Here is a 23,751-nt window from a genome sequence, read left to right on the forward strand (position 1 = left end):
CCTTCGCCCCGCTCGCAAGCGGCGCTTGACGAGCTGGTCGCAGCCGGCCTCGTCAGAGCCGAGCCATTCAACAGCCGAGGCGGCATATCCTACACACCGCTAGTCGAGTTTCCACGCCGCGCGAAGGCGCCGGCTGGTGCTTGGCCTATCACAGTCCCATTGGGAGATGACGCAGATGGCTGATCATTCCTCGATCGAATGGACCGACGCGACCTGGAACCCGATCACCGGTTGCGCTGTGAAGTCGCCTGGCTGCAAGCGCTGTTACGCGATGAAGCTGGCCGGAACGCGGCTGCGGAACCACCCGAGCCGAGCCGGGCTGACGGTGGAAACGAAGAACGGGCCGGTCTGGACTGGAGAGGTCCGCTTCAACGAGGAGTGGCTCTTCCAGCCGCTGCAGTGGAAAACGCCGCGCAAGATCTTCGTCTGCGCCCACGGAGACCTTTTCTACGAGAAAGTCCCATTCGGCTGGACGATGCGCGTCTTCGACGTCATGGCGCAGGCGTGGCGTCATACACACCAGGTGCTGACGAAGCGGCCCGACATCATGCTGGATTTCTTCCAGCGGTGGGCGGACGTGAATTTTTTCGAGGAAGACCTCGACTTCAAGGGCGCACGCGGACCTGCCGAAGTTCGAGCGGCGCACTCGAGCGGACGCGGCAAGCTCTTTGCAGACATGCTGGAAGCGATGGGAACCCCGCCACCAGGATGCGCATATCCGCTGTTCGATTGGGCAGGCGGCATGTCGCACTGGCCCGACGTCTTCCCGCACATCTGGCTCGGCTGCTCCGTCGAAGATCAGAAGCACGCGGATGAACGACGCGAGCCGATGCGCAAGCTCGCCGAGATGGGCTGGCTGACGTGGGTTTCCTACGAGCCCGCGCTCGGCCCGATCGACTGGACGGGCTGGGAATTCCTTCGCTGGATCGTCTCAGGCGGTGAGAGCGGCGCGGGTGCGCGGCCGAACCATCCGGCATGGCACTACAGCACACGCGATTTCGCGGCATCGAACGGCATTCCCTATCTGTTCAAGCAATGGGGTGCTTGGGCTCCATCATCAGATGTGACTGATCCATGGCGCTTCGAGCAGGCGACCCTGTTGCCAGACGGTCGTGTCAGGGAATGGCAGGCCGACTTTCCAAAAGCGCGGCTTATTGATCCGGAGATGCGGACCATGAGCCTCGTCGGCAAGAAAGCCGCCGGGCGGTTGCTCGACGGCCGTGAACACTCAGAATTTCCAAAGGCGGCAGCATGACCCCGGTACAGAAGGAACTCGCGCGGCATGCGCTCGGACTACCGAACAGGCAACGGCGCTCATACCGAAACCACTTCGTCACGGGTGAAGGCAGCTACGATCATCCCGAATGGATGGCGCTGGTTGAGGCCGGCCACGCCTGGCGGCGCGCCGGCTCACAACTGACTGGGGGTGACGACCTGTTTGGCCTCACCCGCGCCGGCGCCGAGCTCGCTCTGGAAAAGAGGGAACGCCTCGATGCCGAGAACTTCCCAAAGGTGAAGGCATGACGACGATCGACACTGTTGTGGCGGCAGTTCGCGAAGACCTGGCAGAAACTGGCGCGGACCATCGCGCCGGTGTGCATTTCGGCTTGGGAAGTCGCCCGATGAAAGCCCTGACCATATGGCAGCCTTGGGCGACGCTGATCATGGCTGGCGTCAAGCCCTACGAGTTTCGCGGCTGGCCCGCGCCTGTGGCGATTCGCGGCCAGCGGATCGCCATTCATGCCGGCGCCCGGCCGGTTAAGAAGGCGGAGATTGCCGACCTGATCATCCGGCTCCGCTCGGCCGAGGCCTGGTCGACGGCGCTGAAGCCGGAGGCGCTCGCCATGCTCGAGCGCTGGCATTCCAACCCGCTCGCGCTGCCCCTCGCTTCGATTCTCGGCACGGCCGTGCTCGGCCAGCCGCGGCGCGCCTTTGAGATCGTGTCGGAATTCGGCGCCAGGCCGAACGACAGCGATCGCGACGAGCATAGCAACTGGGCGTGGCCGCTGACCGCGATCGAGCCGCTGGAGCCGATCCAGCCGGCTAAGGGCGCCCAAGGCTTCTGGGACTGGAGGCCGTAGTGACGCAGGAACGCATCGTAGCCGTCGCCATCCGCCACAGAGGCCTAGTCGTGACGCTGCCCGCGCCGGCGCGCCACTGCGATGTGCTTCGGCCGCTCTACGACCTGACGAAAGAGCTTGTCGCCCTGCGGAACCAGGGCTTCCTGACAAGCAATGGCAGATTCGTCGGGCGACATGAGGCGGCCGTCGTTGCCGTAAAGGCCGAACAGATCCGCGATCCGCAATGGCCGCCGGAGCTCTATTCGGAGGATCTCTGGTGACCGCCCTGCCCTACATCTATCGATGGGACCGCCACGGCCGCAAGGGCCAGCCCTGCGCCGTGACGGCACGCAGCAAGCCCGGCGCCGCCTCGTTCGCGCTGCCGGGCTTCGGCCGGGCAACGCCGGCGCGCTTCAACTCGGTCCGTGTCGAATTCGCCGACGGTACGGCGATGCTCACCAGCGGCAACGCCATCCGGAAGGCCAAGCCGTGACCGACGACGACAGGCCGATTCGGCTACAGGAAGCCTGCGACCGGTTCTTCGCCGGGAGGCTGACGCCAAAGGCGCTGCGCGCCGAGGCGCGCAAGGGGAATTTGACAATCGAGCGGATTGCCAACAAGGATTTCGTCACCCCGTCCGCAATCATGGAAATGCGCCTCAAATGCCGCGTCGGAAAAGCCCTCCCCGCATCGTCCCCCGGCTCGACCGGGACGGCGTCAAGCGGCTCGTCATCCGCGACGGGTCCGTTTACAAGCGAACGGGATGCCTTGTTGGCGAAACTGAGAGCGCGGCGGAAAAGCTCGCGGAATACATCGGCCAAAAAAAGCAAAAGCCCGTCGCCGTCGAACGTGGTCCCGATCACATCGCGTGCGCGGCAGCTCTAGATTACTATCTCGCCGCCAAGCAATCCCGTGACGAAGATACCAGCCCGCTTGAGGGCCGAATCGCCTTCCTGACGCTCTTCTGGGGCGACAAGCCGCTGTCAGCGATCGACGGCGAGACCTGCCGCGAATACGCCGAAAGCCGCATCCACCAGGCGGCCGCGCGCCGCGAGCTCGAGGATCTTCGTGCCGCCGTCTACATGTTCTGCAAGGAGAAGCGGCTGAACTTCCGGCCGTATTTCGACCTGCCTGACAAGCCCGTCGCCCGCGAGCGCTGGCTGACACGCCGGGAGGCGGCCGAGCTGCTGCGCGCAGCACTTCGCCTGCGCCGCTCCAGGCCGAAGACCTATGAGTGCCTGCCGCGCTTCATCCTGATCGGCCTCTATACCGGCACACGGCACGCGGCAATCCTCGATCTCAACTGGAACCGCGGCCCGGCCGGCGGCTGGCCGGACCTGGACGCCGGCGTGCTGTATCGGCGTGGTGAGCGCGTGCGCGAGACGACGAAGCGCCGGCCGCCGATGCGGCTGCCGCGGCGGCTGATCGCTCATCTGAAACGGTGGCGCGGGATCGACGGCGGCAAGGGGCCGGTGATCCATGCCAAGGGCGGCGAGCCGATCGGCCTTATGCGCAAGTCGTTTGACGCTGCGCGCGTCGAGGCCAAGCTCGGCGAGGAAGTAACCCCGCACATCATGCGCCACACGCGCGCGACCTGGTTGATGCAGCGCCGCGTTCCGATCTGGGATGCAGCCGGCTCGCTCGGCATGACCGTCAAGCAGATGGAAACGACCTACGGCCACCATCATCCGGACTTCCAGCAGGCCGCCGCCGATGCCTATTAAAGCGCCCAAAATCATCGTTTCTGGGCGCATAGCTGGGCGCACCAGCCGAAGTCCGCCTCCGAGTGATGGCGCACCGCTTTGATTTTATTGAGAAAAAATGGTGGGCGATGACGGGCTCGAACCGCCGACATCTTCGGTGTAAACGAACGATAATCTCTCGGACAGGCGCCGGGTCTAACCCATTCGCTGCCGCTTACAGTCTCATCCCGCAGCGACGGCTTCACTCCCTGGCCAGCAGTGCCTCGACTTCCGGCAGCGTCGGCATGGACGGGGCGGTGCCTGGACGCGTCACCGAGATGCCGGCGACGGCGCAGGCGAAGCGCACCGCCTGCAGGGGTTCCATCCCCCTCGACAGCGCCGCCGCCAGGCCGCCATTGAAGGCGTCGCCCGCGCCGGTGGTCTCGATGACCGGGCCGGCGGCGACCGCCGCGACATGCTCGGAACGATCGGCCGCATGCAGCAGCGCACCCTTTTCGCCGAGCGTCACGATGACCGTGCCAACGCCTTTCTCCAGCAGACTGTCGGCGGCACGGCGGGCATCGTCGATGGAGGACACCTTGATGCCGGTCAGTTCCTCGGCCTCAGTCTCGTTCGGCGTGACATAGTCGCAAAGCGTATAGATGCGGTCCGGAAGCTTTGCCGCCGGCGCCGGGTTGAGGATGGTGGTCACCCCTGCCCCGCGCGCGATCTCCAGCGCCCGCAGCGCCGCCTCGATCGGCTGTTCGAGCTGGGTGACGAAGACGCCGGCCGCGCGGATCAGCCCGGCATTTGCCTCGATGTCGGCGGGCGAGATCAGCATCGCCGCGCCGGGGCTGACGATGATGGCGTTGTTGCCGCTCGTCTCCTCAATGAAGATATAGGCGGCACCGGTGTAGCTTTCCGGCGTGTCGATGACGGCGCTCTTCACGCCGGCCTGCAACCAGGTCTGTCTCGCCATATCGGCAAAGGGGTCGACCCCGAGGCGGGTCAGGAAGGTGACGTCGGCGCCGAGCCGGCCGGCCGCCACCGCCTGGTTCGAACCCTTGCCGCCGGGGCCGAGCGTAAAGGACGTGCCCAGGATCGTCTCGCCCATGCGCGGCTGGCGGGCGGCGCGGTAGGCGGTGTCGGCGACGAAGACGCCCAATATGACAACAGGCTTCATGACGATCGGTCTCGCCGGCATGCCGCTACTCCGCATCTGGTGGCACGACGCCCTTGCGGAAGGCAAAACAGCCATAGAAGCGGCGCTCGCCGGTCTGGATGACACAATAGGCCTTCTTGGCGCGTTCGTAGAAGGCGTAGCGCTCGACCGAGATCATCGGCCAGGCCTTGCCCTCGGCGGCATCGATCTCTTTTTGCACTTCCTGCTGCACGGCGGGGATGTCGTCCGGCCTGCCGACGATCTCCATGCGCGCGGCGGCATCGTCGACGAAGGTGTCCAGCGGATAGAGCGAAAGCACCGCTTTGGCCACGTCGGCCGCCGACGCATCGATGCGCAGCAGCCGGCCAAGCACAGTCTGGCGCGCCACCGAATCGGACGGGAAATTAGTGTCGGCGATAATCAGATCGTCGCCGTGTCCCATCGCCCGCAGCGCCTGCAGCACATCGGCATTGAGCAGCGGATTGATTCCTTTGAGCATGGTATTCCTCGCGAAGTTTGCTGGGCGAAATCAGAGACGCTTGCCGGTCTCTGCGTCGAAGAGATGCACCTGGTCGAGCCGCGGTTTCAGGTGCAGTGTGTCGCCCGGCTTGAAGTCGTGGCGTTCACGGAACAGCGCCACCATCTCGCCCTCGCCGAAGCGCAGGAACACCAAAGTCTCGGAACCGGTCGGCTCGACCACCGAAATCTTCGCCGGAACACCATCGGGATGGATTTCGAGATGCTCGGGCCGCACGCCGTAGACGACATTGCGGCCATCTTCCACGGCACTGGTCGCCGCAATCGGGAACGGCGTCCCATTGATCTCGACAAACGGGATCTCGACGACGGGCTTATCGCCCTTGCGCACGACGCCCTTGAGCAGGTTCATCGAGGGCGAGCCGATGAAGCCGGCGACAAACAGGTTGGCCGGCCGGTCGAACAATTCCAGCGGCGCGCCGACCTGTTCGATGCGACCGTCGCGCATCACCACGATCTTGTCGGCCATGGTCATGGCCTCGATCTGGTCGTGGGTGACGTAGATGGTGGTGGTCTTCAGCCGCTGGTGCAGTTCCTTGATCTCGGTGCGCATCTGGACACGCAGCTTGGCATCGAGATTGGAGAGCGGCTCGTCGAAGAGGAACACCTGCGGGTTGCGCACGATGGCGCGGCCCATGGCGACGCGCTGGCGCTGGCCGCCGGAGAGCTGGCGCGGATAGCGCTTGAGGTAGGGGTTGAGGTCGAGGATGTCGGCGGCGCGCTTGACCCGGTCAGTGACCACCGCCGGGTCGGTTTTGCGCAGCTTGAGAGCAAAGGCCATGTTCTGCTCGACCGTCTTGTGCGGATAGAGCGCGTAGTTCTGGAACACCATGGCGATGTCGCGCTTGGCCGGCGGCAGATGGTTGACGACGCGCTCGCCGATGGCAATGGTGCCGCCGGAGACCGTTTCCAGCCCGGCCACCATCCTCAGCAGCGTGGACTTGCCGCAGCCGGAAGGCCCGACCAGCACCACGAACTGCCCGTCGGCGATGTCGACGCTGACATCGTGCAGAACCTTGACGGTTCCGAACGCCTTGGCCACATTGCGGATCGCGACTTGAGCCATCATTCCCCCTTCATTTGCCGTGAAGCTAAACAACGCAAACGGCGAGGGCAAGTCGGTCTCTTATAGATAAAAAACCCATTCACGTTGACACCGCACTTCGTTGTGCGAATAGTGACAACTGCCCGGCTTATGACCCTGTTCCGGGCGCACCGGTACGCTTGTCCGGCACTGAATGCCAAGCGTCGCGGGAGGGAGAATTCGGGCCGCTATTTACGGGAGTCGCTGTCGTTGGGAACATAATCGGCGCTCCACCATCTGAACCAATTCACAATTGACCTTCTGGGAGGAACGAGATGAAAGTCAGCCTTTATAACCAACTTGTCCGCGCCGGGGCCACCCGCCGCGACGTGCTGAAGGGAGCGGCCAGCATGGCCGCCCTCGCCGCGGCCTCAAGCGCCGGACTTGGTGCCCTGACGCGCACGGCTGCGGCCGCCGACGATCTGCGCGCGCAGATCCTGCAGATCCCGGGCGTCGGCAAGGGTCAGCCGACCGATGCCGACTTCCAGCAGGTCGGCGAGCTTTGCCTGGGAGCCACCAAGGCCAATGTCAAGGAAGGCGAATTCGCCGGTGTCGAACTCACCTTCATGGGCCTCAACAATCAGAACCTGCACAATGTGCTGTTTCGCGGTTTCCTGAAGCCGTGGGAGACCTATACCGGCGCCAAGATCAACTGGATCGACCTGGCGCAGGCTGACTACAACGCCCGCCTGCAGCAGTCGATCGCGACAGGCACCGTCGATTTCGACATCATCGAAATGGGGGCACCGTTCGAAGGCGACGTCTGCGGCAAGGGTCTCACCTCCGAAATGCCGGACTGGGTCAAGGACCAGATCGACATGAAGGATGTCGTGGCCTATCTGCAGCCGCCGGTCGGCACATGGGACGGCAAGCAATATCGCGTGACCGTTGACGGCGACGCACATAATTTCAACTACCGCACCGACGTGTTCGCCGATGCCGACCTCGCCAAGGCCTGGAAGGACGGCGGCGGAGAAGGCGAATGGGGCGTGCCGAAGACCTGGCAGCAGGTGCAGGCGGTGACGAAATTCCTCAAGGGCAAGCAGGTGAAGGGCCAGGATGTCTTTGGCTATCTCGATGCGCCCAAGCCCTGGGGCGGTTTCGGCTTTTATTTCCTCGGCAGCCGCGCCAGCGCCTACGCCAAGCATCCCGATGACAAGGCATGGCTGTTCGATGCCGACACGATGAAGCCGCGCGTCAACAATCCGGCATGGGTGCGGGCGATCCAGGACGTCATCGATGCCCTGCCCTCCGAGCCTGCCGACCAGATCAACGCCGACCCGAACACCACCGCCTTCCAGCAATTCCTGGCAGGCACCGGTTCGATGGTTACCTGGTGGGGCGACGTCGGTTCGAACGTCAAGACCAACGATTCCTCGGTCGTCGGCGACATCACCGGCTTCTCGATCCTGCCGGGCTCGGACGATGTCTACAACTCCAAGACCGGCCAGTGGGACAAGCTCGCCAGCGGCCCGAACCATGCGCCGAACTGCGCCTATCTCGGCTGGGGCGTCTATGTCATGGCCCGTGTCGACAGCGACGAAAAGAAGAAGAAGGCGGCATGGTCTGCCGCTGCCCATCTCGGCGGCAAGGACCTGTCGCTCTGGTGCGCGGCCTATCCGTCGGGTTTCCAGCCCTATCGCAACTCGCATTTCAACATTCCGGAATGGGTGGCGGCGGGCTACGACGAGGCGTTCATCACCTCGTATCTGAAGTCGGAAGCCGACAGCTACAACCATCCCAACGCGGCGATCGAGCCGCGCATCCCCGGCATCTTCCAATACTACAGCGCCGCCGAGGACATTTTGGCCAACACCTTTGCCGGCAAGATGAAGGCGCAGGAAGGCGCCGACGCCATCGCAGCCGCCTGGGAGAAGCTGACCGACCAGATCGGCCGCGACAACCAGGTCAAGCTCTACAAGGCCTCGCTCGGCATGTAGGCTGAGATCGTGAAACTTGGTCCGGCAGCGCACAGCCGCCGGACCTCCCCTTGACCGACTTGGCCTCGACCGGCTCGGCCGGTCATCGAGCCTCCTGTGAACGGGCAAGACGCGTGGCTGACCGGACCCTGGCTGACCAGACTTTGTCGACAAGTGAATGGCCGGCAGGCGCCGTGCCATCCGACCTGATACCGCGGAGCCGCAAACGGCTTGGCTGGGCGCTGATGGCTGCTGCAACGCTCGGCCTTCTGGCGGTGATTGCGCTGCAGATCCTTTACAAGAGCGATGTCGACGCTATCGGCTTCGAGACTTGGCGGCCGGTTGTCTACGCCTATGTGCTGTGGGGTGTCGCGCTTGGCATCGGCCAGGTGCTGACGCGCGGCGAGGACGGCCAGCGCGCGCTGTTCCTGCTGCCGGCGCTGCTGTTCACCATTGCGATGGTGATCTTCCCGACGCTGTTCGGCTTCTACATCGCGCTGACCGACTGGAACCTCAGTTCCTTCAGCGGCCGGCAGTTCAACGGGCTCGACAATTTCTGGCAGATGCTGAACGACGCCTATTATCGCAACGCGCTGTTCAATATGGTGCTCTACGTGCTGGCGGTGTTCGTCGAATATGTCATCGCCTTCGGCCTGGCGCTGCTGCTCAACGCGCAGATTAGGGCACGAAAATTCTTCCGCGTCGTGTTTCTCATGCCCCTGATGCTGTCACCGGTGGCCGTGTCGTGGATGATCGGCAAGTCGCTGATGGAATACCGCTTCGGGCCCGCCGCGACGCTGGCGCGCCATCTCGGCTGGGAAAACCCGGCCTTCTTCTCCAACCCGATCACCGCCCGCATCTCGATCATGGTGCTCGACGCGTGGACCTTCATCCCGTTCATGATGATCATGCTGCTTGCCGGCCTGCAGGCAATGTCACGCGAGGTGCTCGAGGCGGCGCGTGTCGATGGCGCCACCGCCTGGCAGACTTTCTGGCAAGTCACCTTCCCGCTGATGCTGCCGGTGTCGGTGACGGCGGTCATCCTGCGCATCATCTTCAAGCTGAAGCTTGCCGACATCATCATCACCGTCACCTCCGGCGGCCCGGGCGGCGCGACCGATTCGGTGTCCAGTTTCATCTACCGCGAATATCGCGACCGCTCGAACGTCGGCTACGGCACGATGCTGGCGATGGCCTATTTGATCATCATCATCGTGTTCGTGACCTGGCTGCTGAAATTCGCCAGCCGCTTCGTGCGCAACGTCAACTGATCGGGCCGGCAAGATGAGCGTTCAAACCACCGACTTTGCCGCCTCCGAAATCCGCTCGCCGGCGGGCTTCGTCGCCAACCGCGTCTTCATCTACGGCGCCCTCATCTTCTGGGCTTTCATCTGCCTGTTCCCGATTTATTGGACGATAACCACCTCGTTCAAGACCGCGGTCGACGTCACCCAGGGCCATCTGATCCCGTTCGTCGATTTCAACCCCGACTGGAAGGGCTGGCGTTCGCTCGGCCTGTCGCCGGACTCGATCTTTCGGACGTCGACGGTTCGCGACGAATTCATCAAGCGCTTCATGAATTCGGTCATCACCTCGGTCGGCGCGTCGTCCCTCGCCATCGTCATCGGCAGCCTCGCCGCCTACGGACTGACCCGCTACCGCTACAAGTTCGCCTGGTTCAGGAACGAGGATATTTCCTTCTTCTTCCTGTCACAGCTGATCCTGCCGCCGGTGGTGCTGGCCCTGCCCTTCCTCGTGCTTTACCGGGAGGTCGGCCTGCTCGACACACGCATCGGGCTGATCCTGCTCTACACGCTGATGGTGTTGCCGATCGTCATCTGGATCATGCGCGACCAGTTCAACTCCATCCCGGTGGAGCTGGAGGAGGCAGCACTCGTCGACGGCCTGTCGATCTGGGGCGCTTTCTTGCGCATCGTCATGCCGATCGCGCTGCCGGGCATGGTCGCCGCCTTCATCCTGGCGATGGTGCTGTGCTGGAACGAGTATTTCTTCGCCGCGCTTCTGACCTCGACCGACGCCAAGACCATTCCCGTCATGGTGGCGAGCCAGACCGGCTCGCAAGGCATCAACTGGTGGTCGATGGCGGCGCTCGCCACCGCCGCCATCACACCGCTCGCCGTCATCGGCATCGCGCTCGAGCGTTACCTGATCATGGGCATGACCGCGGGCGCGGTGAAGTAATTGCGCCGGCTCTCCCTTCTCCCACAACAAGGGGAGAAGGGAAAACCTGGCTACGAAAGTGTTGCCCGCAAATAATCGAGAATCATGGCAACCCCTTTTTGCCCCAATTCCGCCGAGGCTTCGGAGGCGCTTGCCGTATACCAGCCGGTGTTGTCGGCGAAACGGCCGGCGTCCACCGCTTCCGGACACAGCGCCAGCATCAGTGACGTCTCGCCGATGCCGGCATGGTCGAACGGATACTGGCTGTGCATTGAGGCCGGCATCAGCGGATGCACCTGCACCCAGTTGAAGAAATTGATGCCCTCGGCGTGCTCGGCATAATAGTCGGCCATCGCCGCAGAGCCCCACCAGCCTTCGCCGCGTTCTTTCTCCAGGAAGCGGAAGATCGCCTGCCGGCCGGCGGCCTTGAAGGCGAGATCGGTTGGCATGCCGGCGGCAAAATTCTCGGTCTGGTGGTGAATGATGGCATGGATGTTGCGGAAGCCAATGCGCAGCAAGCTGTAGAACAGTTCTTCCGCAAATGGCGCCAGCACATTGCCGCCGACCTGCACCGAACCACTGCCTTCCGGTGCTGCAACCGCATAGCTCGCCGCGCCGTAATAGAAGGGCGGCAGAATGACGATCTCGGCTTCTTTTTCGAACAGTTCCAGGCTCTTGACCACCGCCAGCGTGTCCACGCCGACGGCCATGTGCTCGCCATGATATTCAAGCACACCGAGCGGCAACACGACCGGCCGGTTCTCGGCGATAGCCTTGCGGATCTGGTGCGGCAGCATCAATTCGTAGCGCATGACACCTACTCCATATTGGTGTGGCGGGCGCGCATCGCTTCCGGCGAGACGCCGGTCAGATCCCTGAGCTTCAGCACCATCACTTCGAAGAGGACGAACAGCGCGCCTTCGAAAACCGAGCCCATCGGCAGCACGGATGTCTTTTCCGGGCCCTGGTCGTCGGCCATGGTCTGAGCGGGGATAAGCAGTGTGAAGTCGGCCAGCTTCGCGGCATTGCTGTCGGCGTGCGCGGTGAGCAGCAGGACGGCGGCACCGGCCTCACGTGCGACCCGCATCAAGGTCAGCACCGTCGATGTCTCCCCCGGGCCGGAACTTGCGAAGAAGACATCGCCCGCGCCCAGCGGCGGCGTGGTCATGTCGCCGACAACCGACACCGGCAGGCCGAGATGGTAGAGCCGCATGGCAAAACCCTTGACCTGCAGCGCCTCGCGGCCGCAGCCATAGGTGACGATCTTTCTAGCTCCGGCCAAGATGGCGCAAGCGGCGTCGATGCGGCTTTCGTCGATACGCTCCAGCACGGTGCCAAGCTCGCTCAGCGCAATCCCAAACAGGTTTTCGCCGGCGTCCGTCATGACATTTGCACCAGCTTGCAGGTGCCGGAGAACCACTTGAATATCTCAGTCACATCTGCCCCGAACAGCTTGTTTTCACTCATGCTATCACCGCGAAAATCGGTGTCCAACGACACGCAGTGCTTTTGATGCGCTGCAGCCGTGATAGTGTCATGGCAAATCGCAAAAACGAGGAAACGGCAGCATATGAAGACACGGCATTTCGACCGCATCGGCAATGGCGGCATCAACTTCACCGAGCTCGGCTTCGGCACCGCGCCGCTCGGCAATCTCTACCGCGCCGTCTCCGACGAGGATGCCAGTGCCACTCTGGAGACGGCATGGCGGGTCGGCTGCCGCTACTTCGACACCGCGCCGCTTTATGGGCTGGGCCTTGCCGAAACGCGGCTCAATCCGTTCCTGCGTTCGAAGAAGCGCGACCTCTACGTGCTGTCCACCAAAGTCGGGCGCATCATGCGCGCCTGCCCGCCGGATCAGCGCACCGGCATCGGCAAATTCTTCGACACCCCATCGCGCCGCGAGGTCTACGACTACAGTTATGACGGCGTCATGCGCTCCTTCGAAGCCTCGCTGGAACGGCTCGGCGTCGACCGCATCGACATCCTCTTCGTGCACGATGTCGACATCTTCACCCATGGCAGCAAGGAAGCCTCGGACCAGCGCATCCAGGAATTCATGAGCTCCGGCTACTACGGATTGCTGGCATTGCGCGACCAGGGCGTGATCAAGGCGTTCGGCGGCGGCATCAACGAGTGGCAGGTTGCCCAGACGTTGGCCGAGCGCGGCGATTTCGATCTGTTCCTGCTTGCCGGGCGTTACACGCTGCTGGAGCAGGAAGCGCTGCAGTCTTTCCTGCCGCTATGCCAGCAACGCGGCATCGGCATCGTTCTCGGCGGGCCGTACAATTCCGGCATCCTCGCAACCGGGCCGAAGCCCGGCGCCTACTACAATTATTCGGAGGCGCCGCAGGACATCATCGACCGCGTTACCCGCATCGAGGCCGTCTGCAAGCGCCACGGCGTGCGCCTGATCGAGGCGGCGCTGCAGTTCCCGCTGTTGCATCCCTCGGTCGTCTCGGTAATCCCCGGCGGCCAGCGGCCGGGCGAAGTCGAAAGCAATCGCTCGCTGCTCGACGCGAAGCTGCCATCGGCGCTGTGGGCCGATCTCAAGAAAGAAGGCTTGATGCGCACGGACGCGCCGACGGCATAGCGCCGCCTTTTCCAACAGAAAAGAAAAACCGGATATGCCGGCTTTTCTTTTCTCTGAAAGACTTAAGGAGGCGCTTAGTTGACAGCGTCCTTGAGGCCCTTGCCGGCCGAGAACTTCGGCACGGTGCGCGCCGGGATCTTCACTTCCGCACCGGTCTGCGGATTGCGGCCGGTCGACGCGGCGCGTTTTGACACGGTGAAATTTCCGAAGCCGACAAGCCGGACATCGCCGCCCTTTTTCAGTTCGCCGGTGATGACGGAAAACACCGCATCAACCGCCGACTGCGCGTCACCCTTCGAAATACTCGCGGCATCGGCGACAGCGGATACCAGTTCGTTCTTGTTCATAAAAATTCCCTTCCATGAGAAAACCGGAACACTCGACTCGATCCGGCAGGAAACGGACTTTAGAAAGAAGCGCTCCGGCAACCAAGTCGAAAAGCGCCAAGAATGTCGAAAAAAGCCCGGAAATCCGGGGTTCTTCACATGAAAAAGCCGGGCTCAAGGCCCGGCTCTCTCTTTGTGCATTGCAACTTTAGCAAGAACTAATGCGCCAGCGATTTACCAGCCTCGTCTCCGACATCGACCACGGCCGGTGCACTAACGGGTTCGACCCACTGGATCGGTTCCGGCATGCGCACCAGCGCATGGCGCAACACTTCGCCAACGCGTGAGACCGGGATGATTTCCATGCCGCTCTTCACGTTTTCCGGAATCTCCGCCAGATCCTTGGCGTTCTCTTCCGGGATCAGCACCTTCTTGATGCCGCCGCGCAGTGCGGCAAGCAGCTTTTCCTTAAGGCCGCCGATCGGCAGCACCCTGCCACGCAACGTGATCTCGCCGGTCATCGCCACATCGGCCCTGACCGGGATACCGGTCAGCACCGAGACGATCGCCGTCGCCATCGCCACGCCAGCCGACGGTCCGTCCTTCGGGGTTGCACCCTCTGGCACGTGGACGTGGATATCGCGCTTGTCGAACAGCGGCGGCTCGACGCCGAAATCGATGGCCCGCGAGCGGACGTAAGAGGCCGCCGCAGAGATCGATTCCTTCATCACGTCGCGCAGATTGCCGGTCACGGTCATGCGGCCCTTGCCGGGCATCATGACGCCTTCCACCGTCAACAGCTCGCCGCCGACTTCCGTCCAGGCGAGCCCGGTGACCACGCCGACCTGATCGTCGCTCTCGACCTGGCCGAAGCGGAAGCGCGGAACACCAAGGTAATCGGCAAGATTGTCCGCCGTGATGTTGATCGTCTTCTTCTTCGTCTTCAGGATCTCGGTCACCGCCTTGCGGCCGAGCTTCATCAGCTCGCGTTCCAGGCTCCTGACGCCCGCTTCACGGGTATAGGTCTGGATGATGCCGCGGATCGCGTCCTCGCCGACGGAGAACTCCTTCGGCTGCAACGCGTGGTCGCGGATCACCTTGGGCATCAGGTGACGCTTGGCGATCTCGATCTTCTCGTCCTCGGTGTAGCCGGCGATACGGATGATCTCCATGCGGTCCATCAAGGGCGCAGGGATGTTCAGCGTGTTCGCCGTCGTCACGAACATCACGCTCGACAGGTCGTATTCGACCTCGAGGTAATGGTCCATGAACGTCGAGTTCTGCTCGGGATCGAGCACCTCGAGCAAAGCCGATGACGGATCGCCGCGGAAATCCTGGCCCATCTTGTCGATCTCGTCGAGCAGGAAGAGCGGGTTGGATTTCTTCGCCTTCTTCATCGACTGGATGACCTTGCCGGGCATCGAGCCGATATAGGTGCGGCGGTGACCACGGATCTCGGCCTCGTCGCGCACGCCGCCCAGCGCCATGCGGATGAACTCGCGGCCGGTCGCCTTGGCGATCGACTTGCCGAGCGAGGTCTTGCCGACGCCGGGAGGTCCGACGAGGCACAGGATCGGCCCCTTCAGCTTCTTCTGGCGGCTCTGCACAGCGAGGTATTCGACGATGCGGTCCTTGACCTTGTCGAGGCCGAAATGATCCGTATCGAGCACGTTCTGGGCAAAGGCCAGATCCTGCTTGACCTTGGAGTTCCTGCCCCACGGGATCGACAGCAGCCAGTCGAGATAGTTGCGCACGACGGTCGATTCAGCCGACATCGGCGACATCGTCCGCAGCTTCTTCAGTTCGGCTTCCGCCTTTTCGCGGGCCTCCTTGGAGAGCTTGGTCTTCTTGATGCGCGCCTCGATCTCGGCGGCCTCGTCGCGGCCGTCCTCGCCCTCGCCGAGCTCCTTCTGGATCGCCTTCATCTGCTCGTTGAGGTAGTATTCGCGCTGCGTCTTCTCCATCTGGCGCTTGACGCGCGAGCGGATGCGCTTCTCGACCTGGAGCACCGAGATTTCGGCTTCCATGAAGCCCATCGCCTTCTCCAGCCGTTCCTTGACGGACAGCGTGGCGAGCATCTCCTGCTTCTCGGGGATCTTGATGGCAAGATGCGAAGCGACCGTGTCGGCGAGCTTGGAATAGTCGTCGATCTGGCTGGCGGCACCTACCACTTCGGGCGAGATCTTCTTGTTCAGCTTGACGTAGTTCTCGAAGTCGGTGACCACGGAACGTGCCAGCGCCTCGACCTCGACCTCTTCCTCATCCGGTTCGACCAGCGCAGCGGCACGGGCTTCATGGAAGTCGGGACGGTCGGTGAACGCGACGATTTTCGCGCGCGAGGCACCTTCGACCAGCACCTTGACGGTGCCGTCCGGCAGTTTCAGCAATTGCAACACATTGGCGAGCGTGCCGATGTCAAAGATGGCATCGGCCTCCGGATCGTCGTCGGCGGCATTCATCTGGGTCGCAAGCAGGATCTGCTTTTCCTGACCCATCACTTCTTCCAGCGCCTTGATCGACTTTTCACGCCCGACAAAGAGCGGAACGATCATGTGCGGGAACACCACGATGTCGCGCAGTGGGAGGACTGCAAAGACGCCGTCGCTGGGAGCCTTGGATAATTTGGCCATTGTCCAACCTTTCATGTCGCGGCCGCCAATCGGCCAACCGCGAATCTCATATTAACGACCGGGGATCGTTCCGCCTACCACCGTTTGTGACGGGAGTTTTACAGCACAGAATTCGGCACCACGGCCTTCTGGCATTAGTTGGAGGCACAGTGGGTAAAGATCAAGGGTCAACACGGTCCGTCCCTCCAATACGCGGCCATTTCGCGGCGCCGTACGCGGTGTGCGACAGCAAAACGGCGCCCTGCGGCGCCGTTTCAGAAAAATCCGTTGCCGGCTCACGTCAGGCGCTGACGTTGCCCTTCTTTTCCTTCTGCTCGGAATAGATGTAGAGCGGCCTGGCGTTGCCTGACACCACCTCTTCCGAAATAACCACTTCGCGCACGCCTTCCAGTGCCGGCAGCTCGAACATGGTGTCGAGCAGAATCGCTTCCATGATCGAACGCAGGCCGCGTGCGCCGGTCTTGCGCTCGATGGCGCGCTTGGCGATTGCCGACAGCGCGTTCTCGTGGAAGGTCAGGTCGACATTCTCCATCTCGAACAGCCGCTGATACTGCTTGACCAGCGCGTTCTTCGGCTCGGTCAGGATCTGGATCAGTGCCGGCTCGTCGAGATCCTCGAGCGTGGCCAAGACAGGCAGACGGCCGACGAACTCGGGAATGAGGCCGAACTTCAAGAGATCTTCAGGCTCGACCAGGCGGAAAACATCGCCGGTGCGACGATCCTCGGGCGAAGCGACGATGGCGCCGAAACCGATCGAGGTCTTCCTGCCGCGATCCGAGATGATCTTGTCCAGGCCGGCGAAAGCGCCGCCGCAGATGAACAGGATGTTGGCGGTGTCGACCTGCAGAAATTCCTGCTGCGGATGCTTCCTGCCGCCCTGCGGCGGCACGGAGGCAACGGTGCCTTCCATGATCTTCAAAAGTGCCTGCTGCACGCCCTCGCCCGATACGTCGCGGGTGATCGAGGGATTGTCCGACTTGCGCGATATCTTGTCGATCTCGTCGATATAGACGATGCCGCGCTGGGCGCGCTCGACATTGTAGTCGGCCGATTGCAACAGCTTCAGGATGATGTTCTCGACATCCTCGCCGACATAGCCGGCCTCGGTCAGCGTCGTCGCGTCGGCCATGGTGAAGGGGACGTCGATGATACGGGCCAGCGTCTGCGCCAGCAGCGTCTTGCCGCAACCGGTCGGGCCGATGAGCAGGATGTTCGACTTCGCCAGCTCGACGTCGTTGTTCTTGCCGGCATGGGCGAGGCGCTTGTAGTGGTTGTGGACGGCCACCGACAGTACGCGCTTGGCGTAGGGCTGGCCGATGACGTAGTCGTCGAGAACTTTTAGGATTTCCTGCGGGGTCGGCACGCCCTCGCGCGACTTCACCATCGAGGTCTTGTTCTCCTCGCGGATGATGTCCATGCACAGTTCGACGCATTCGTCGCAGATGAACACCGTCGGCCCGGCGATCAGCTTGCGCACTTCGTGCTGGCTTTTGCCGCAAAACGAGCAATAAAGCGTGTTCTTGGAATCACCGCTGTTGTTGCCGACCTTGCTCATTTTCCTGTCCTTTCATGGCCGCCCGCCGATGGTCTGGTTGAAAGGGCGTATATTCAATCTATCGCGGGAATCCGCTGCCGCCAGTGCCCCGGCTCCCGCAACGCATTCCGTACGAAACACAAATCGGAAAACGGGGCAATGATTCGAACAACCCCACGCGCAAAGCTAAGCCGTCGAAAATCAACATAGCCTTAACGTAGGCAATTGCACCCGTCGAGGGAACAGCCAATTGTGGCCGAAATGCCGCAAGCTGCGCCAAAAGCGCGTGATCCCGCCACTCATTGCCACCGCGGGGCCACCGCGGACCTATAAGGCAATACCTTCGACCGGCTCACGTGACGAAATGACCTTGTCGATGAGGCCGAAATCCCTGGCCTCGTCGGCAGTCATGAAATGGTCACGGTCGAGCGTTTTTTCAATCTCATCGTAGCTCTTGCCGGTGTGCTTGACGTAAACCTCATTGAGGCGGCGCTTCAGCTTGATGATGTCCTGCGCATGACGCTCGATGTCGGAGGCCTGGCCCTGGAAGCCGCCGGAAGGCTGGTGGACCATGATGCGGGCGTTCGGCGTGGCAAAGCGCATGCCCTTCTCGCCTGCGGTGAGAAGCAGCGAGCCCATCGATGCGGCCTGGCCGATGCACAGCGTCGACACAGCGGGCTTGATGAACTGCATTGTGTCGTAGATCGCCATGCCGGAGGTGACGACGCCGCCGGGCGAGTTGATATAGAGGTTGATTTCCTTCTTCGGATTCTCCGCCTCGAGGAACAGCAGCTGCGCGCAGACCAGCGTCGCCATGCCGTCCTCGACCGGGCCGGTGATGAAAATGATGCGCTCCTTGAGGAGCCGCGAGAAAATGTCGTAGGCCCGCTCGCCGCGATTGGTCTGTTCGACCACCATCGGAACGAGGTTCATGTAGGTTTCGACGGGGTTCTTCATGGACTATCCCTTTTTGAGGATGGGATTCCGGCGCCGGAGATTTGCAATCGGGCAGAATCGGTTCTGGATCGTTATTGTGTAAATAGGATGCCGGCTCACCCTAGCGCAAGGCCGCCTCTCCTAGCCATCCGGTTAAGTCGAATCAAGGTTTCCAAACCAGTTTCGCCTGTCGCCGTGCCGGCAGCCCCTCTCCTGCGGTGGGAAGGGGCGCTCATGCCTGGCCGTTGTTTAGCAGTTTCTTAACCGCATCGCTTAACGAAAAGTGGTGAAACCGCTTTTTCCGGCCGCGGCTTGCCCTACAATCCAACGTTGAACCCGCTTCACGCAGTTCAAATAAGGGGGAGTGCGATGATCAGGAAAACTGCTTCCTTGGCCCTTACCGGCATCACCGTTCTCGGCATGGCGTCCGAGCCGGCTGCCGGCGGACGCGCGGTCGAATGCTACGAGCAGGTCAACCGGCCGGCCGTCTACGACACGGTCTATGAGGACGTGCTCGTCAGCCCAGCCGGCCAGCAGGTGGAATACGAGGCGCCAATCTACGGGACGCGCGAGCGCGTGGTGCAGATCGCGTCGGCGCGCGTCAGCTATGAGATCGTGCCCGCCATTACCCGCACCATCTACCGCTCCGTGAGGGTCGATGACGGCGGCTATTCCTGGGAATGGCGCATCATCAATGGCCGCAAGGTGCTGTGCAAGGTCAGGCACAAGGCGCGCTATGAACGCGTGGCCGAAATCGTCGTGGTTGAGCCGGAACGCCGTCGGCGCGTTGTCCTCCCCGCCGAATATGAGAGCGTCGCCGAAGAGGTGCTGGTGCGGCCGGAGCAGCGGCGCATCATCGACATTCCGGCGTCCTATCAGACAGTGGCTCGCCGCGTGGTTGTTAGGGAGGGCTCATCGAGCTGGCGGCGCGTGCATATTCCGAGGCATTGCCGATACTAGGCGCTCAGGCCGCCTCGGCCCTGAGCCATTTCTTCAGGCCGTCGACATCGCCATTGCTGACGCAGGCCGCAACCCTTCTGCCAACTGCCGCGCCGAACTTGTAGCCGTGGCCGGAGCAGGCCGAGACGACCAGGCATTTGCCTTTGCGGTGGGCCAGGAACTTCTCGTCGGCGGTGAAGGTGTAGGCGCAGGTGACCACTTTGGTGACCTTGTATTCCTCGATGCGGGCAATCGGCGGCGAAAACAGGTTGCGGATCGCCTCACCCTCGCCCGGCACCGGCTGGCGGTTCCAGTCGGCATCGCTGGTCGGCACCCTGTGCAGGCCCGAGCCGAATTTCATGCCGGCGCCACCTGTCGGCGGGATTGCATAGCCGTCGACGCTGCCGCCGATGTCGAGGACAACGGGTGCAGCCTGCCAAGCTGCTTTCAGATCCGCCGGCGGTTCGACATAGGCGAGCGCGGTGCGCCAGGTTTTCAGTTGGCCATCCAGCTCCGGGGACAGCTTTAGCACCCAGGCACCGGCAGCGACGATGATCCGGTCGGCCTGCATCGTTTCGCCGCTCGCAAGCACGACATGTCCGACGTCGGCGTCGATCTCGACCACCTTACTGTTTTCGTAGACATTGGCGCCGTTCTCGCGCAGCCATCGGGCGAGGCCCCAGGCGATCTTGCGGCAGTGCAACGCGCCACCGTCCGGCGAAAAATACGCATAGCGGAACGAACCGGGCTGCAGGAACGGCCAGCGTTCAACCGCGGCGTCCGGTTCGAACAAATCGAAAGGATAGCTCCCCGCTTCCATGCCCTCGCGGTATTCCTCCGCCTCATCTCCGGCTCCCGCGAAATACAGATGAAGCCGCGCGGATCGAGATGGCTTTCGCCGAGATCGGCCCACATCTCGCCCCAGGCCTCATAAGCTTCGGTGATCAGCCGGCCGTAGCCCGTGCCAGCCCGGTAGGCGCGGCGGATAATGCGATGATGGTCGCCCGACGCTGCAAGCGGATTGGGGATCGGTCCCTGCTCGACGATCGAGACGAGGTGCCCGGCCTTGACCAGCGACCACGCTGTGGAAAGCCCGGCAATGCCTGCACCGACCACGATCACATTCATGACAACCGTCCTTCCGCAACCGCTCCGCGGCTCACCTCACGGGAGGGCCAACATACGGTCTGGCACCAGACTGGCAAGCCGCGCTAATGATCTGGCATGACCGAATTGAAGCCGCCCTACCTTGCCTTTGATCCAGCCACACGTCGCCTGCGGCTCGATCCGCACGAGCCGGCCTTTTTCCAGAATCCATACGAGGCCTATGCCTTCCTGCACGGCGCATCGAACGCCTTCCTCTGGGAAGAATTTGGTTTCTGGTGCTTTGGCGGCTTCGACGACGTCAACCGTCTGTTGCGCGATCGCCGCTTCGGCCGCCAGAACCCGGCCGGCATTCCGGACAGCCGGGGCATCGGCCAGGACCGCACGCATCTCAGCGCCTTCGACGGCGTCGAGGCCAATTCGATGCTGGAGCTGGAGCCGCCCGTCCACACACGGCTCAGAACGCTGGTCAACCGCGCCTTCGTCTCGCGCCAGGTCGAGCGGCTCAGGCCGCGCGTCGAGGCGCTGGCCGATGGATTGATCGACCGTTTCGAACCAGGAGGAGTCGACCTGCTGCCGGCGTTCGCCGCTCCCTTGCCGATCACCATCATTGCGGAAATGCTCGGCGTGCCGGTCGACATGGGGCCGCAGCTGCTCGACTGGTCGCATCGGATGGTCGCCATGTACATGCATGGCCGCACCCGCGAGACGGAGGAGACAGCCAATCGCGCCGCGCGCGACTTTTCCGATTTTCTGCGCGGCTACGTCGCCGAGCGGCGAAAGAGGCCGGGCGAGGATCTTCTGTCGCTGCTGATTGCGGCACAGGAGGACGGCCAGAAACTGTCGGTGGGCGAGCTGGTATCCTCGGCCATCCTTTTGCTCAATGCCGGCCATGAAGCAACTGTCCACCAGACCGGCAATGCGGTGCGCTCGATCCTTGCGCAAGGCGGCGACCCGCGCCGCTTCTTCGCCTCGCCGGAAGCAACAGCCGCGACGGTCGAAGAGTGCCTGCGCTTCGACGCGCCGCTGCACATGTTCACGCGCTACGCCTATCAGGAGGTCGAGGCCGGGCCGGGGATCATCGTCCGGTCGGGCGAGACGATCGGGCTGTTGCTCGGCATGGCCAATCGCGACCCTACTGCGTTTGCCGAGCCCCTCGCCTTCAGGCCGGACCGTGCCGACCAGAAGAACGTATCGTTCGGCGCCGGCATCCATTTCTGCATCGGCGCGCCGCTCGCCCGGCTCGAATTGCAGGTGTCGCTGAAAACCCTGTTCGACCGGCTACCGCAGTTGCATCTTGCCGAACAGCCGCGCTTCCGCGACAGCTATCATTTCCACGGGCTGGAAACGGTCGCCGTGCGCTTTTGAGCATTCGGTCCGGCAGGCTCAGCCGCAGGGTGATCAAAGCTTGATCACATACTCCTTGCGAGTCGTTTCAAGCACTTCCCAGCTGCCCTTGAAGCCAGGCCTCAGCACGAAACTGTCGCCGGCCCCGACAGTGCGCGCGTCGCCGCCGTCTTCGGCGATCACCGAAACCCCTGACAGGATGTGGCAGAACTCCCACTCATCATATTCGATGCGCCATTTGCCTGGCGTTGCTTCCCATATGCCGGCATAGAGGCCGCCGTCCTGCTCCTCAACATTCCAGGTGCGGAATTTCGGATCGCCCGAAATCAGGCGATCCGGCGCCGGTGCGCCAAGCTCCGGTTCGACGGTGTCGACGCCGACGGAAAGAAATTTCGGCTGGTCATGGCGATCAAACCTTGGCGAGAGCCTGTTCCAGATCAGCGACGATGTCGTCGACATCCTCGATGCCGACCGAGAGCCTGACCGTGTCCGGCCCTGCCCCGGCGTTGATCTTCTGCTCGTCGGAAAGCTGGCGATGCGTGGTCGATGCCGGGTGGATGACCAGCGACTTGGTGTCGCCGACATTAGCCAGGTGCGAGAACAGTTCGAGCGCCTCGACGAATTTGATGCCCGCCGCGTAGCCGCCCTTCAACCCGAAGGTGAACACCGCGCCGGCGCCAAGCGGCGAGTACTTCTTCTGCAACGCGTTGTTCTTGTCGCTGGGCAGGCCGGGATAGGACACCCAGGCGACCTTGGGGTGGTTGGACAGCCATCCGGCGACCGCCGCCGCGTTGTCGCAATGGCGCTGCATCCTGAGCGGCAAGGTTTCCAGGCCGGTCAGGATCAGGAACGCGTTGAACGGCGAAATCGCCGCGCCGATATCGCGCAGGCCGAGCACGCGGGCGGCAATGGCGAAAGCGAAATTGCCGAAGGTTTCGTGCAGGACGAGGCCGCCATATTCGGGGCGCGGCTCCGAAAGCATCGGATATTTGCCCGACTTCGACCAGTCGAAGGTGCCGCCGTCGACGATGGCGCCGCCGATCGAATTGCCGTGGCCGCCGATGAACTTGGTCAGCGAATGCACGACGATGTCGGCGCCATGTTCGATCGGCCGCAGCAGATAGGGCGAGGCCAGTGTGTTGTCGACGATCAACGGCAGGCCGTGCTTACGGGCAATGTCGCCGATCTTCTCGATGTCGACGAAGACGCCGCCCGGATTGGCCAGGCTTTCGATGAAGATCGCCTTGGTCTTGTCGTCGATCTGGCTCTCGAAGGTCGAGATGTCGTTGGTGTCGGCCCAGCGCACCTGCCAACCGAAATTCTTGAAGGCGTGGCCGAACTGGTTGATCGAGCCGCCGTAAAGCTTTGTCGCTGAAACGAAATTGTCGCCGGGCTGCATCAGATTGTGGAAGACCAGCACCTGCGCGGCATGGCCGGAGGCGACGGCAAGGCCTGCCGTGCCGCCTTCGAGTGCCGCGATGCGCTCTTCCAGCACCGCCTGGGTCGGGTTCATGATGCGGGTGTAGATGTTGCCGAACGCCTTCAGCCCGAACAGCGAGGCGGCATGGTCGGCATCGTCGAAGACGAAGGAGGTCGTCTGGTAGATCGGCGTCGCTCGCGCCCCTGTCGCCGGATCCGGCTTGGCGCCGGCATGGACGGCGAGCGTATTGAAACCGGGCGTGCGGGCCATCGAAAACCTCCCTCAATGGTGAATGGT

23 protein-coding genes and 1 pseudogene are annotated in these 23,751 nt (G+C 62.8%); 12 read left to right on the forward strand and 12 right to left on the reverse strand.

The genetic code is table 11. From position 1 onward, the window contains the following. The first annotated feature begins 175 nt into the window (after window positions 1-175). The 6 genes from RQ479_RS08315 (at window position 176) to RQ479_RS08340 (ending at window position 3,784) form a co-directional block, all read left to right on the forward strand. Window positions 176-1,255 (forward strand): DUF5131 family protein, encoded by a 1,080-nt coding sequence (locus RQ479_RS08315; protein ID WP_376704729.1) that lies wholly within the window; start codon window positions 176-178, stop codon window positions 1,253-1,255. Continuing rightward, the gene (locus RQ479_RS08320; protein WP_376704730.1) at window positions 1,252-1,524 is read left to right on the forward strand and encodes a hypothetical protein; all 273 of its coding nucleotides are present in this window, start codon (window positions 1,252-1,254) and stop codon (window positions 1,522-1,524) included. The genes RQ479_RS08315 and RQ479_RS08320 overlap by 4 nt, the downstream gene beginning before the upstream one ends. Further along, a complete protein-coding gene (locus RQ479_RS08325) occupies window positions 1,521-2,081 on the forward strand; it encodes an ASCH domain-containing protein (RefSeq protein WP_376704731.1) in 561 nt (186 codons plus the stop codon). The genes RQ479_RS08320 and RQ479_RS08325 overlap by 4 nt, the downstream gene beginning before the upstream one ends. Next, window positions 2,081-2,341: a hypothetical protein gene (locus RQ479_RS08330; protein ID WP_376704732.1), complete on the forward strand. Its 261-nt coding sequence runs from the start codon at window positions 2,081-2,083 to the stop codon at window positions 2,339-2,341. Before RQ479_RS08325 ends, RQ479_RS08330 begins: the two co-directional genes overlap by 1 nt. Continuing rightward, window positions 2,338-2,553, forward strand: coding sequence for a hypothetical protein (locus tag RQ479_RS08335; protein ID WP_376704733.1), 216 nt, complete (start codon window positions 2,338-2,340; stop codon window positions 2,551-2,553). Before RQ479_RS08330 ends, RQ479_RS08335 begins: the two co-directional genes overlap by 4 nt. A 169-nt stretch (window positions 2,554-2,722) precedes the next feature. Next, on the forward strand, window positions 2,723-3,784 hold the full coding sequence (locus RQ479_RS08340; protein WP_376704734.1) for a site-specific integrase: 1,062 nt from the start codon (window positions 2,723-2,725) through the stop codon (window positions 3,782-3,784). A 220-nt stretch (window positions 3,785-4,004) separates the two neighbouring features. Here RQ479_RS08340 and rbsK read toward each other — a convergent pair whose 3' ends face one another. The 3 genes from rbsK to RQ479_RS08355 are packed head-to-tail and all read right to left on the reverse strand — an operon-like array spanning window position 4,005 to window position 6,507. After that, window positions 4,005-4,946, reverse strand: a complete 942-nt coding sequence (gene rbsK, locus RQ479_RS08345; protein ID WP_352465577.1) for a ribokinase — start codon at window positions 4,944-4,946, stop codon at window positions 4,005-4,007. A gap of 4 nt (window positions 4,947-4,950) precedes the next feature. Further along, the gene (locus RQ479_RS08350; protein ID WP_352465576.1) at window positions 4,951-5,403 is read right to left on the reverse strand and encodes an RbsD/FucU family protein; all 453 of its coding nucleotides are present in this window, start codon (window positions 5,401-5,403) and stop codon (window positions 4,951-4,953) included. A gap of 30 nt (window positions 5,404-5,433) precedes the next feature. Continuing rightward, window positions 5,434-6,507 (reverse strand): ABC transporter ATP-binding protein, encoded by a 1,074-nt coding sequence (locus RQ479_RS08355; protein WP_376705890.1) that lies wholly within the window; start codon window positions 6,505-6,507, stop codon window positions 5,434-5,436. A 293-nt stretch (window positions 6,508-6,800) separates the two neighbouring features. On the opposite strand from RQ479_RS08355, the gene RQ479_RS08360 reads away from it, so the two are divergent. From RQ479_RS08360 to RQ479_RS08370, 3 genes are all read left to right on the forward strand, one after another. Further along, window positions 6,801-8,465, forward strand: coding sequence for a sugar ABC transporter substrate-binding protein (locus tag RQ479_RS08360; protein ID WP_352575956.1), 1,665 nt, complete (start codon window positions 6,801-6,803; stop codon window positions 8,463-8,465). Window positions 8,466-8,593: 128 nt separating this feature from the next. Continuing rightward, window positions 8,594-9,715, forward strand: a complete 1,122-nt coding sequence (locus RQ479_RS08365; RefSeq protein WP_292654234.1) for a carbohydrate ABC transporter permease — start codon at window positions 8,594-8,596, stop codon at window positions 9,713-9,715. Between the two features lie 13 nt (window positions 9,716-9,728). Beyond that, window positions 9,729-10,646, forward strand: a complete 918-nt coding sequence (locus RQ479_RS08370) for a carbohydrate ABC transporter permease (protein ID WP_292654158.1) — start codon at window positions 9,729-9,731, stop codon at window positions 10,644-10,646. 50 nt (window positions 10,647-10,696) lie between these two features. Here RQ479_RS08370 and RQ479_RS08375 read toward each other — a convergent pair whose 3' ends face one another. Together RQ479_RS08375 and RQ479_RS08380 are read right to left on the reverse strand one after the other, a co-directional pair. Next, a complete protein-coding gene (locus RQ479_RS08375; RefSeq protein ID WP_376704735.1) occupies window positions 10,697-11,437 on the reverse strand; it encodes a creatininase family protein in 741 nt (246 codons plus the stop codon). Window positions 11,438-11,442: 5 nt separating this feature from the next. Continuing rightward, window positions 11,443-12,009, reverse strand: a complete 567-nt coding sequence (locus RQ479_RS08380) for an SIS domain-containing protein (RefSeq protein ID WP_376704736.1) — start codon at window positions 12,007-12,009, stop codon at window positions 11,443-11,445. A gap of 186 nt (window positions 12,010-12,195) precedes the next feature. Between RQ479_RS08380 and RQ479_RS08385 the strand changes: the two genes are divergently transcribed. Then, the gene (locus RQ479_RS08385; RefSeq protein ID WP_376704737.1) at window positions 12,196-13,218 is read left to right on the forward strand and encodes an aldo/keto reductase; all 1,023 of its coding nucleotides are present in this window, start codon (window positions 12,196-12,198) and stop codon (window positions 13,216-13,218) included. A gap of 74 nt (window positions 13,219-13,292) precedes the next feature. Here the strand turns inward: RQ479_RS08385 and RQ479_RS08390 are convergent, their stop codons facing one another. From RQ479_RS08390 to clpP, 4 genes are all read right to left on the reverse strand, one after another. Further along, window positions 13,293-13,565: an HU family DNA-binding protein gene (locus RQ479_RS08390; RefSeq protein WP_006201846.1), complete on the reverse strand. Its 273-nt coding sequence runs from the start codon at window positions 13,563-13,565 to the stop codon at window positions 13,293-13,295. A gap of 197 nt (window positions 13,566-13,762) precedes the next feature. Further along, window positions 13,763-16,174 (reverse strand): endopeptidase La, encoded by a 2,412-nt coding sequence (lon, locus tag RQ479_RS08395; protein WP_376705891.1) that lies wholly within the window; start codon window positions 16,172-16,174, stop codon window positions 13,763-13,765. A 280-nt stretch (window positions 16,175-16,454) separates the two neighbouring features. Next, window positions 16,455-17,729: an ATP-dependent Clp protease ATP-binding subunit ClpX gene (clpX, locus tag RQ479_RS08400; protein WP_006332719.1), complete on the reverse strand. Its 1,275-nt coding sequence runs from the start codon at window positions 17,727-17,729 to the stop codon at window positions 16,455-16,457. Between the two features lie 306 nt (window positions 17,730-18,035). Further along, window positions 18,036-18,665, reverse strand: coding sequence for an ATP-dependent Clp endopeptidase proteolytic subunit ClpP (clpP, locus tag RQ479_RS08405; RefSeq protein ID WP_352516802.1), 630 nt, complete (start codon window positions 18,663-18,665; stop codon window positions 18,036-18,038). A 348-nt stretch (window positions 18,666-19,013) separates the two neighbouring features. Here clpP and RQ479_RS08410 point away from each other — a divergent pair, with 348 nt between their 5' ends. Then, window positions 19,014-19,604 carry a hypothetical protein gene (locus RQ479_RS08410; protein ID WP_376704738.1) on the forward strand — a complete coding sequence of 197 codons (591 nt, stop codon included), beginning with the start codon at window positions 19,014-19,016 and terminating at the stop codon, window positions 19,602-19,604. Window positions 19,605-19,608: 4 nt separating this feature from the next. Here the strand turns inward: RQ479_RS08410 and RQ479_RS08415 are convergent. Then, window positions 19,609-20,711, reverse strand: a pseudogene (locus RQ479_RS08415) (NAD(P)/FAD-dependent oxidoreductase). A gap of 96 nt (window positions 20,712-20,807) precedes the next feature. Between RQ479_RS08415 and RQ479_RS08420 the strand changes: the two are divergent. Continuing rightward, window positions 20,808-22,055, forward strand: a complete 1,248-nt coding sequence (locus RQ479_RS08420; protein ID WP_376704739.1) for a cytochrome P450 — start codon at window positions 20,808-20,810, stop codon at window positions 22,053-22,055. 33 nt (window positions 22,056-22,088) lie between these two features. Here RQ479_RS08420 and RQ479_RS08425 read toward each other — a convergent pair whose 3' ends face one another. Together RQ479_RS08425 and RQ479_RS08430 are read right to left on the reverse strand one after the other, a co-directional pair. Then, the gene (locus RQ479_RS08425; RefSeq protein WP_376704740.1) at window positions 22,089-22,493 is read right to left on the reverse strand and encodes a cupin domain-containing protein; all 405 of its coding nucleotides are present in this window, start codon (window positions 22,491-22,493) and stop codon (window positions 22,089-22,091) included. Further along, window positions 22,444-23,724 carry an O-acetylhomoserine aminocarboxypropyltransferase gene (locus RQ479_RS08430; protein ID WP_376704741.1) on the reverse strand — a complete coding sequence of 427 codons (1,281 nt, stop codon included), beginning with the start codon at window positions 23,722-23,724 and terminating at the stop codon, window positions 22,444-22,446. The genes RQ479_RS08425 and RQ479_RS08430 overlap by 50 nt, the downstream gene beginning before the upstream one ends. Between the last annotated feature and the right edge of the window lie 27 nt (window positions 23,725-23,751).

Origin of the sequence: Mesorhizobium sp. ISC25, from assembly GCF_042295465.1 — a bacterium.
Classification (GTDB): domain Bacteria; phylum Pseudomonadota; class Alphaproteobacteria; order Rhizobiales; family Rhizobiaceae; genus Mesorhizobium.

Excerpts from the sequence above, each read along its gene's own strand:
- RQ479_RS08315 (WP_376704729.1), top strand. The coding sequence starts at position 176 with ATGGCTGATCATTCCTCGATCGAATGGACCGACGCGACCTGGAACCCG.
- RQ479_RS08320 (WP_376704730.1), top strand. The coding sequence starts at position 1,252 with ATGACCCCGGTACAGAAGGAACTCGCGCGGCATGCGCTCGGACTACCG.
- RQ479_RS08325 (WP_376704731.1), top strand. The coding sequence starts at position 1,521 with ATGACGACGATCGACACTGTTGTGGCGGCAGTTCGCGAAGACCTGGCA.
- RQ479_RS08340 (WP_376704734.1), top strand. The coding sequence starts at position 2,723 with ATGCCGCGTCGGAAAAGCCCTCCCCGCATCGTCCCCCGGCTCGACCGG.
- rbsK (WP_352465577.1), bottom strand. The coding sequence starts at position 4,946 with ATGCCGGCGAGACCGATCGTCATGAAGCCTGTTGTCATATTGGGCGTC.
- RQ479_RS08350 (WP_352465576.1), bottom strand. The coding sequence starts at position 5,403 with ATGCTCAAAGGAATCAATCCGCTGCTCAATGCCGATGTGCTGCAGGCG.
- RQ479_RS08355 (WP_376705890.1), bottom strand. The coding sequence starts at position 6,507 with ATGGCTCAAGTCGCGATCCGCAATGTGGCCAAGGCGTTCGGAACCGTC.
- RQ479_RS08360 (WP_352575956.1), top strand. The coding sequence starts at position 6,801 with ATGAAAGTCAGCCTTTATAACCAACTTGTCCGCGCCGGGGCCACCCGC.
- RQ479_RS08370 (WP_292654158.1), top strand. The coding sequence starts at position 9,729 with ATGAGCGTTCAAACCACCGACTTTGCCGCCTCCGAAATCCGCTCGCCG.
- RQ479_RS08375 (WP_376704735.1), bottom strand. The coding sequence starts at position 11,437 with ATGCGCTACGAATTGATGCTGCCGCACCAGATCCGCAAGGCTATCGCC.
- RQ479_RS08380 (WP_376704736.1), bottom strand. The coding sequence starts at position 12,009 with ATGACGGACGCCGGCGAAAACCTGTTTGGGATTGCGCTGAGCGAGCTT.
- RQ479_RS08385 (WP_376704737.1), top strand. The coding sequence starts at position 12,196 with ATGAAGACACGGCATTTCGACCGCATCGGCAATGGCGGCATCAACTTC.
- RQ479_RS08390 (WP_006201846.1), bottom strand. The coding sequence starts at position 13,565 with ATGAACAAGAACGAACTGGTATCCGCTGTCGCCGATGCCGCGAGTATT.
- lon (WP_376705891.1), bottom strand. The coding sequence starts at position 16,174 with ATGGCCAAATTATCCAAGGCTCCCAGCGACGGCGTCTTTGCAGTCCTC.
- clpX (WP_006332719.1), bottom strand. The coding sequence starts at position 17,729 with ATGAGCAAGGTCGGCAACAACAGCGGTGATTCCAAGAACACGCTTTAT.
- clpP (WP_352516802.1), bottom strand. The coding sequence starts at position 18,665 with ATGAAGAACCCCGTCGAAACCTACATGAACCTCGTTCCGATGGTGGTC.
- RQ479_RS08410 (WP_376704738.1), top strand. The coding sequence starts at position 19,014 with ATGATCAGGAAAACTGCTTCCTTGGCCCTTACCGGCATCACCGTTCTC.
- RQ479_RS08420 (WP_376704739.1), top strand. The coding sequence starts at position 20,808 with ATGACCGAATTGAAGCCGCCCTACCTTGCCTTTGATCCAGCCACACGT.
- RQ479_RS08425 (WP_376704740.1), bottom strand. The coding sequence starts at position 22,493 with ATGTCGACGACATCGTCGCTGATCTGGAACAGGCTCTCGCCAAGGTTT.
- RQ479_RS08430 (WP_376704741.1), bottom strand. The coding sequence starts at position 23,724 with ATGGCCCGCACGCCCGGTTTCAATACGCTCGCCGTCCATGCCGGCGCC.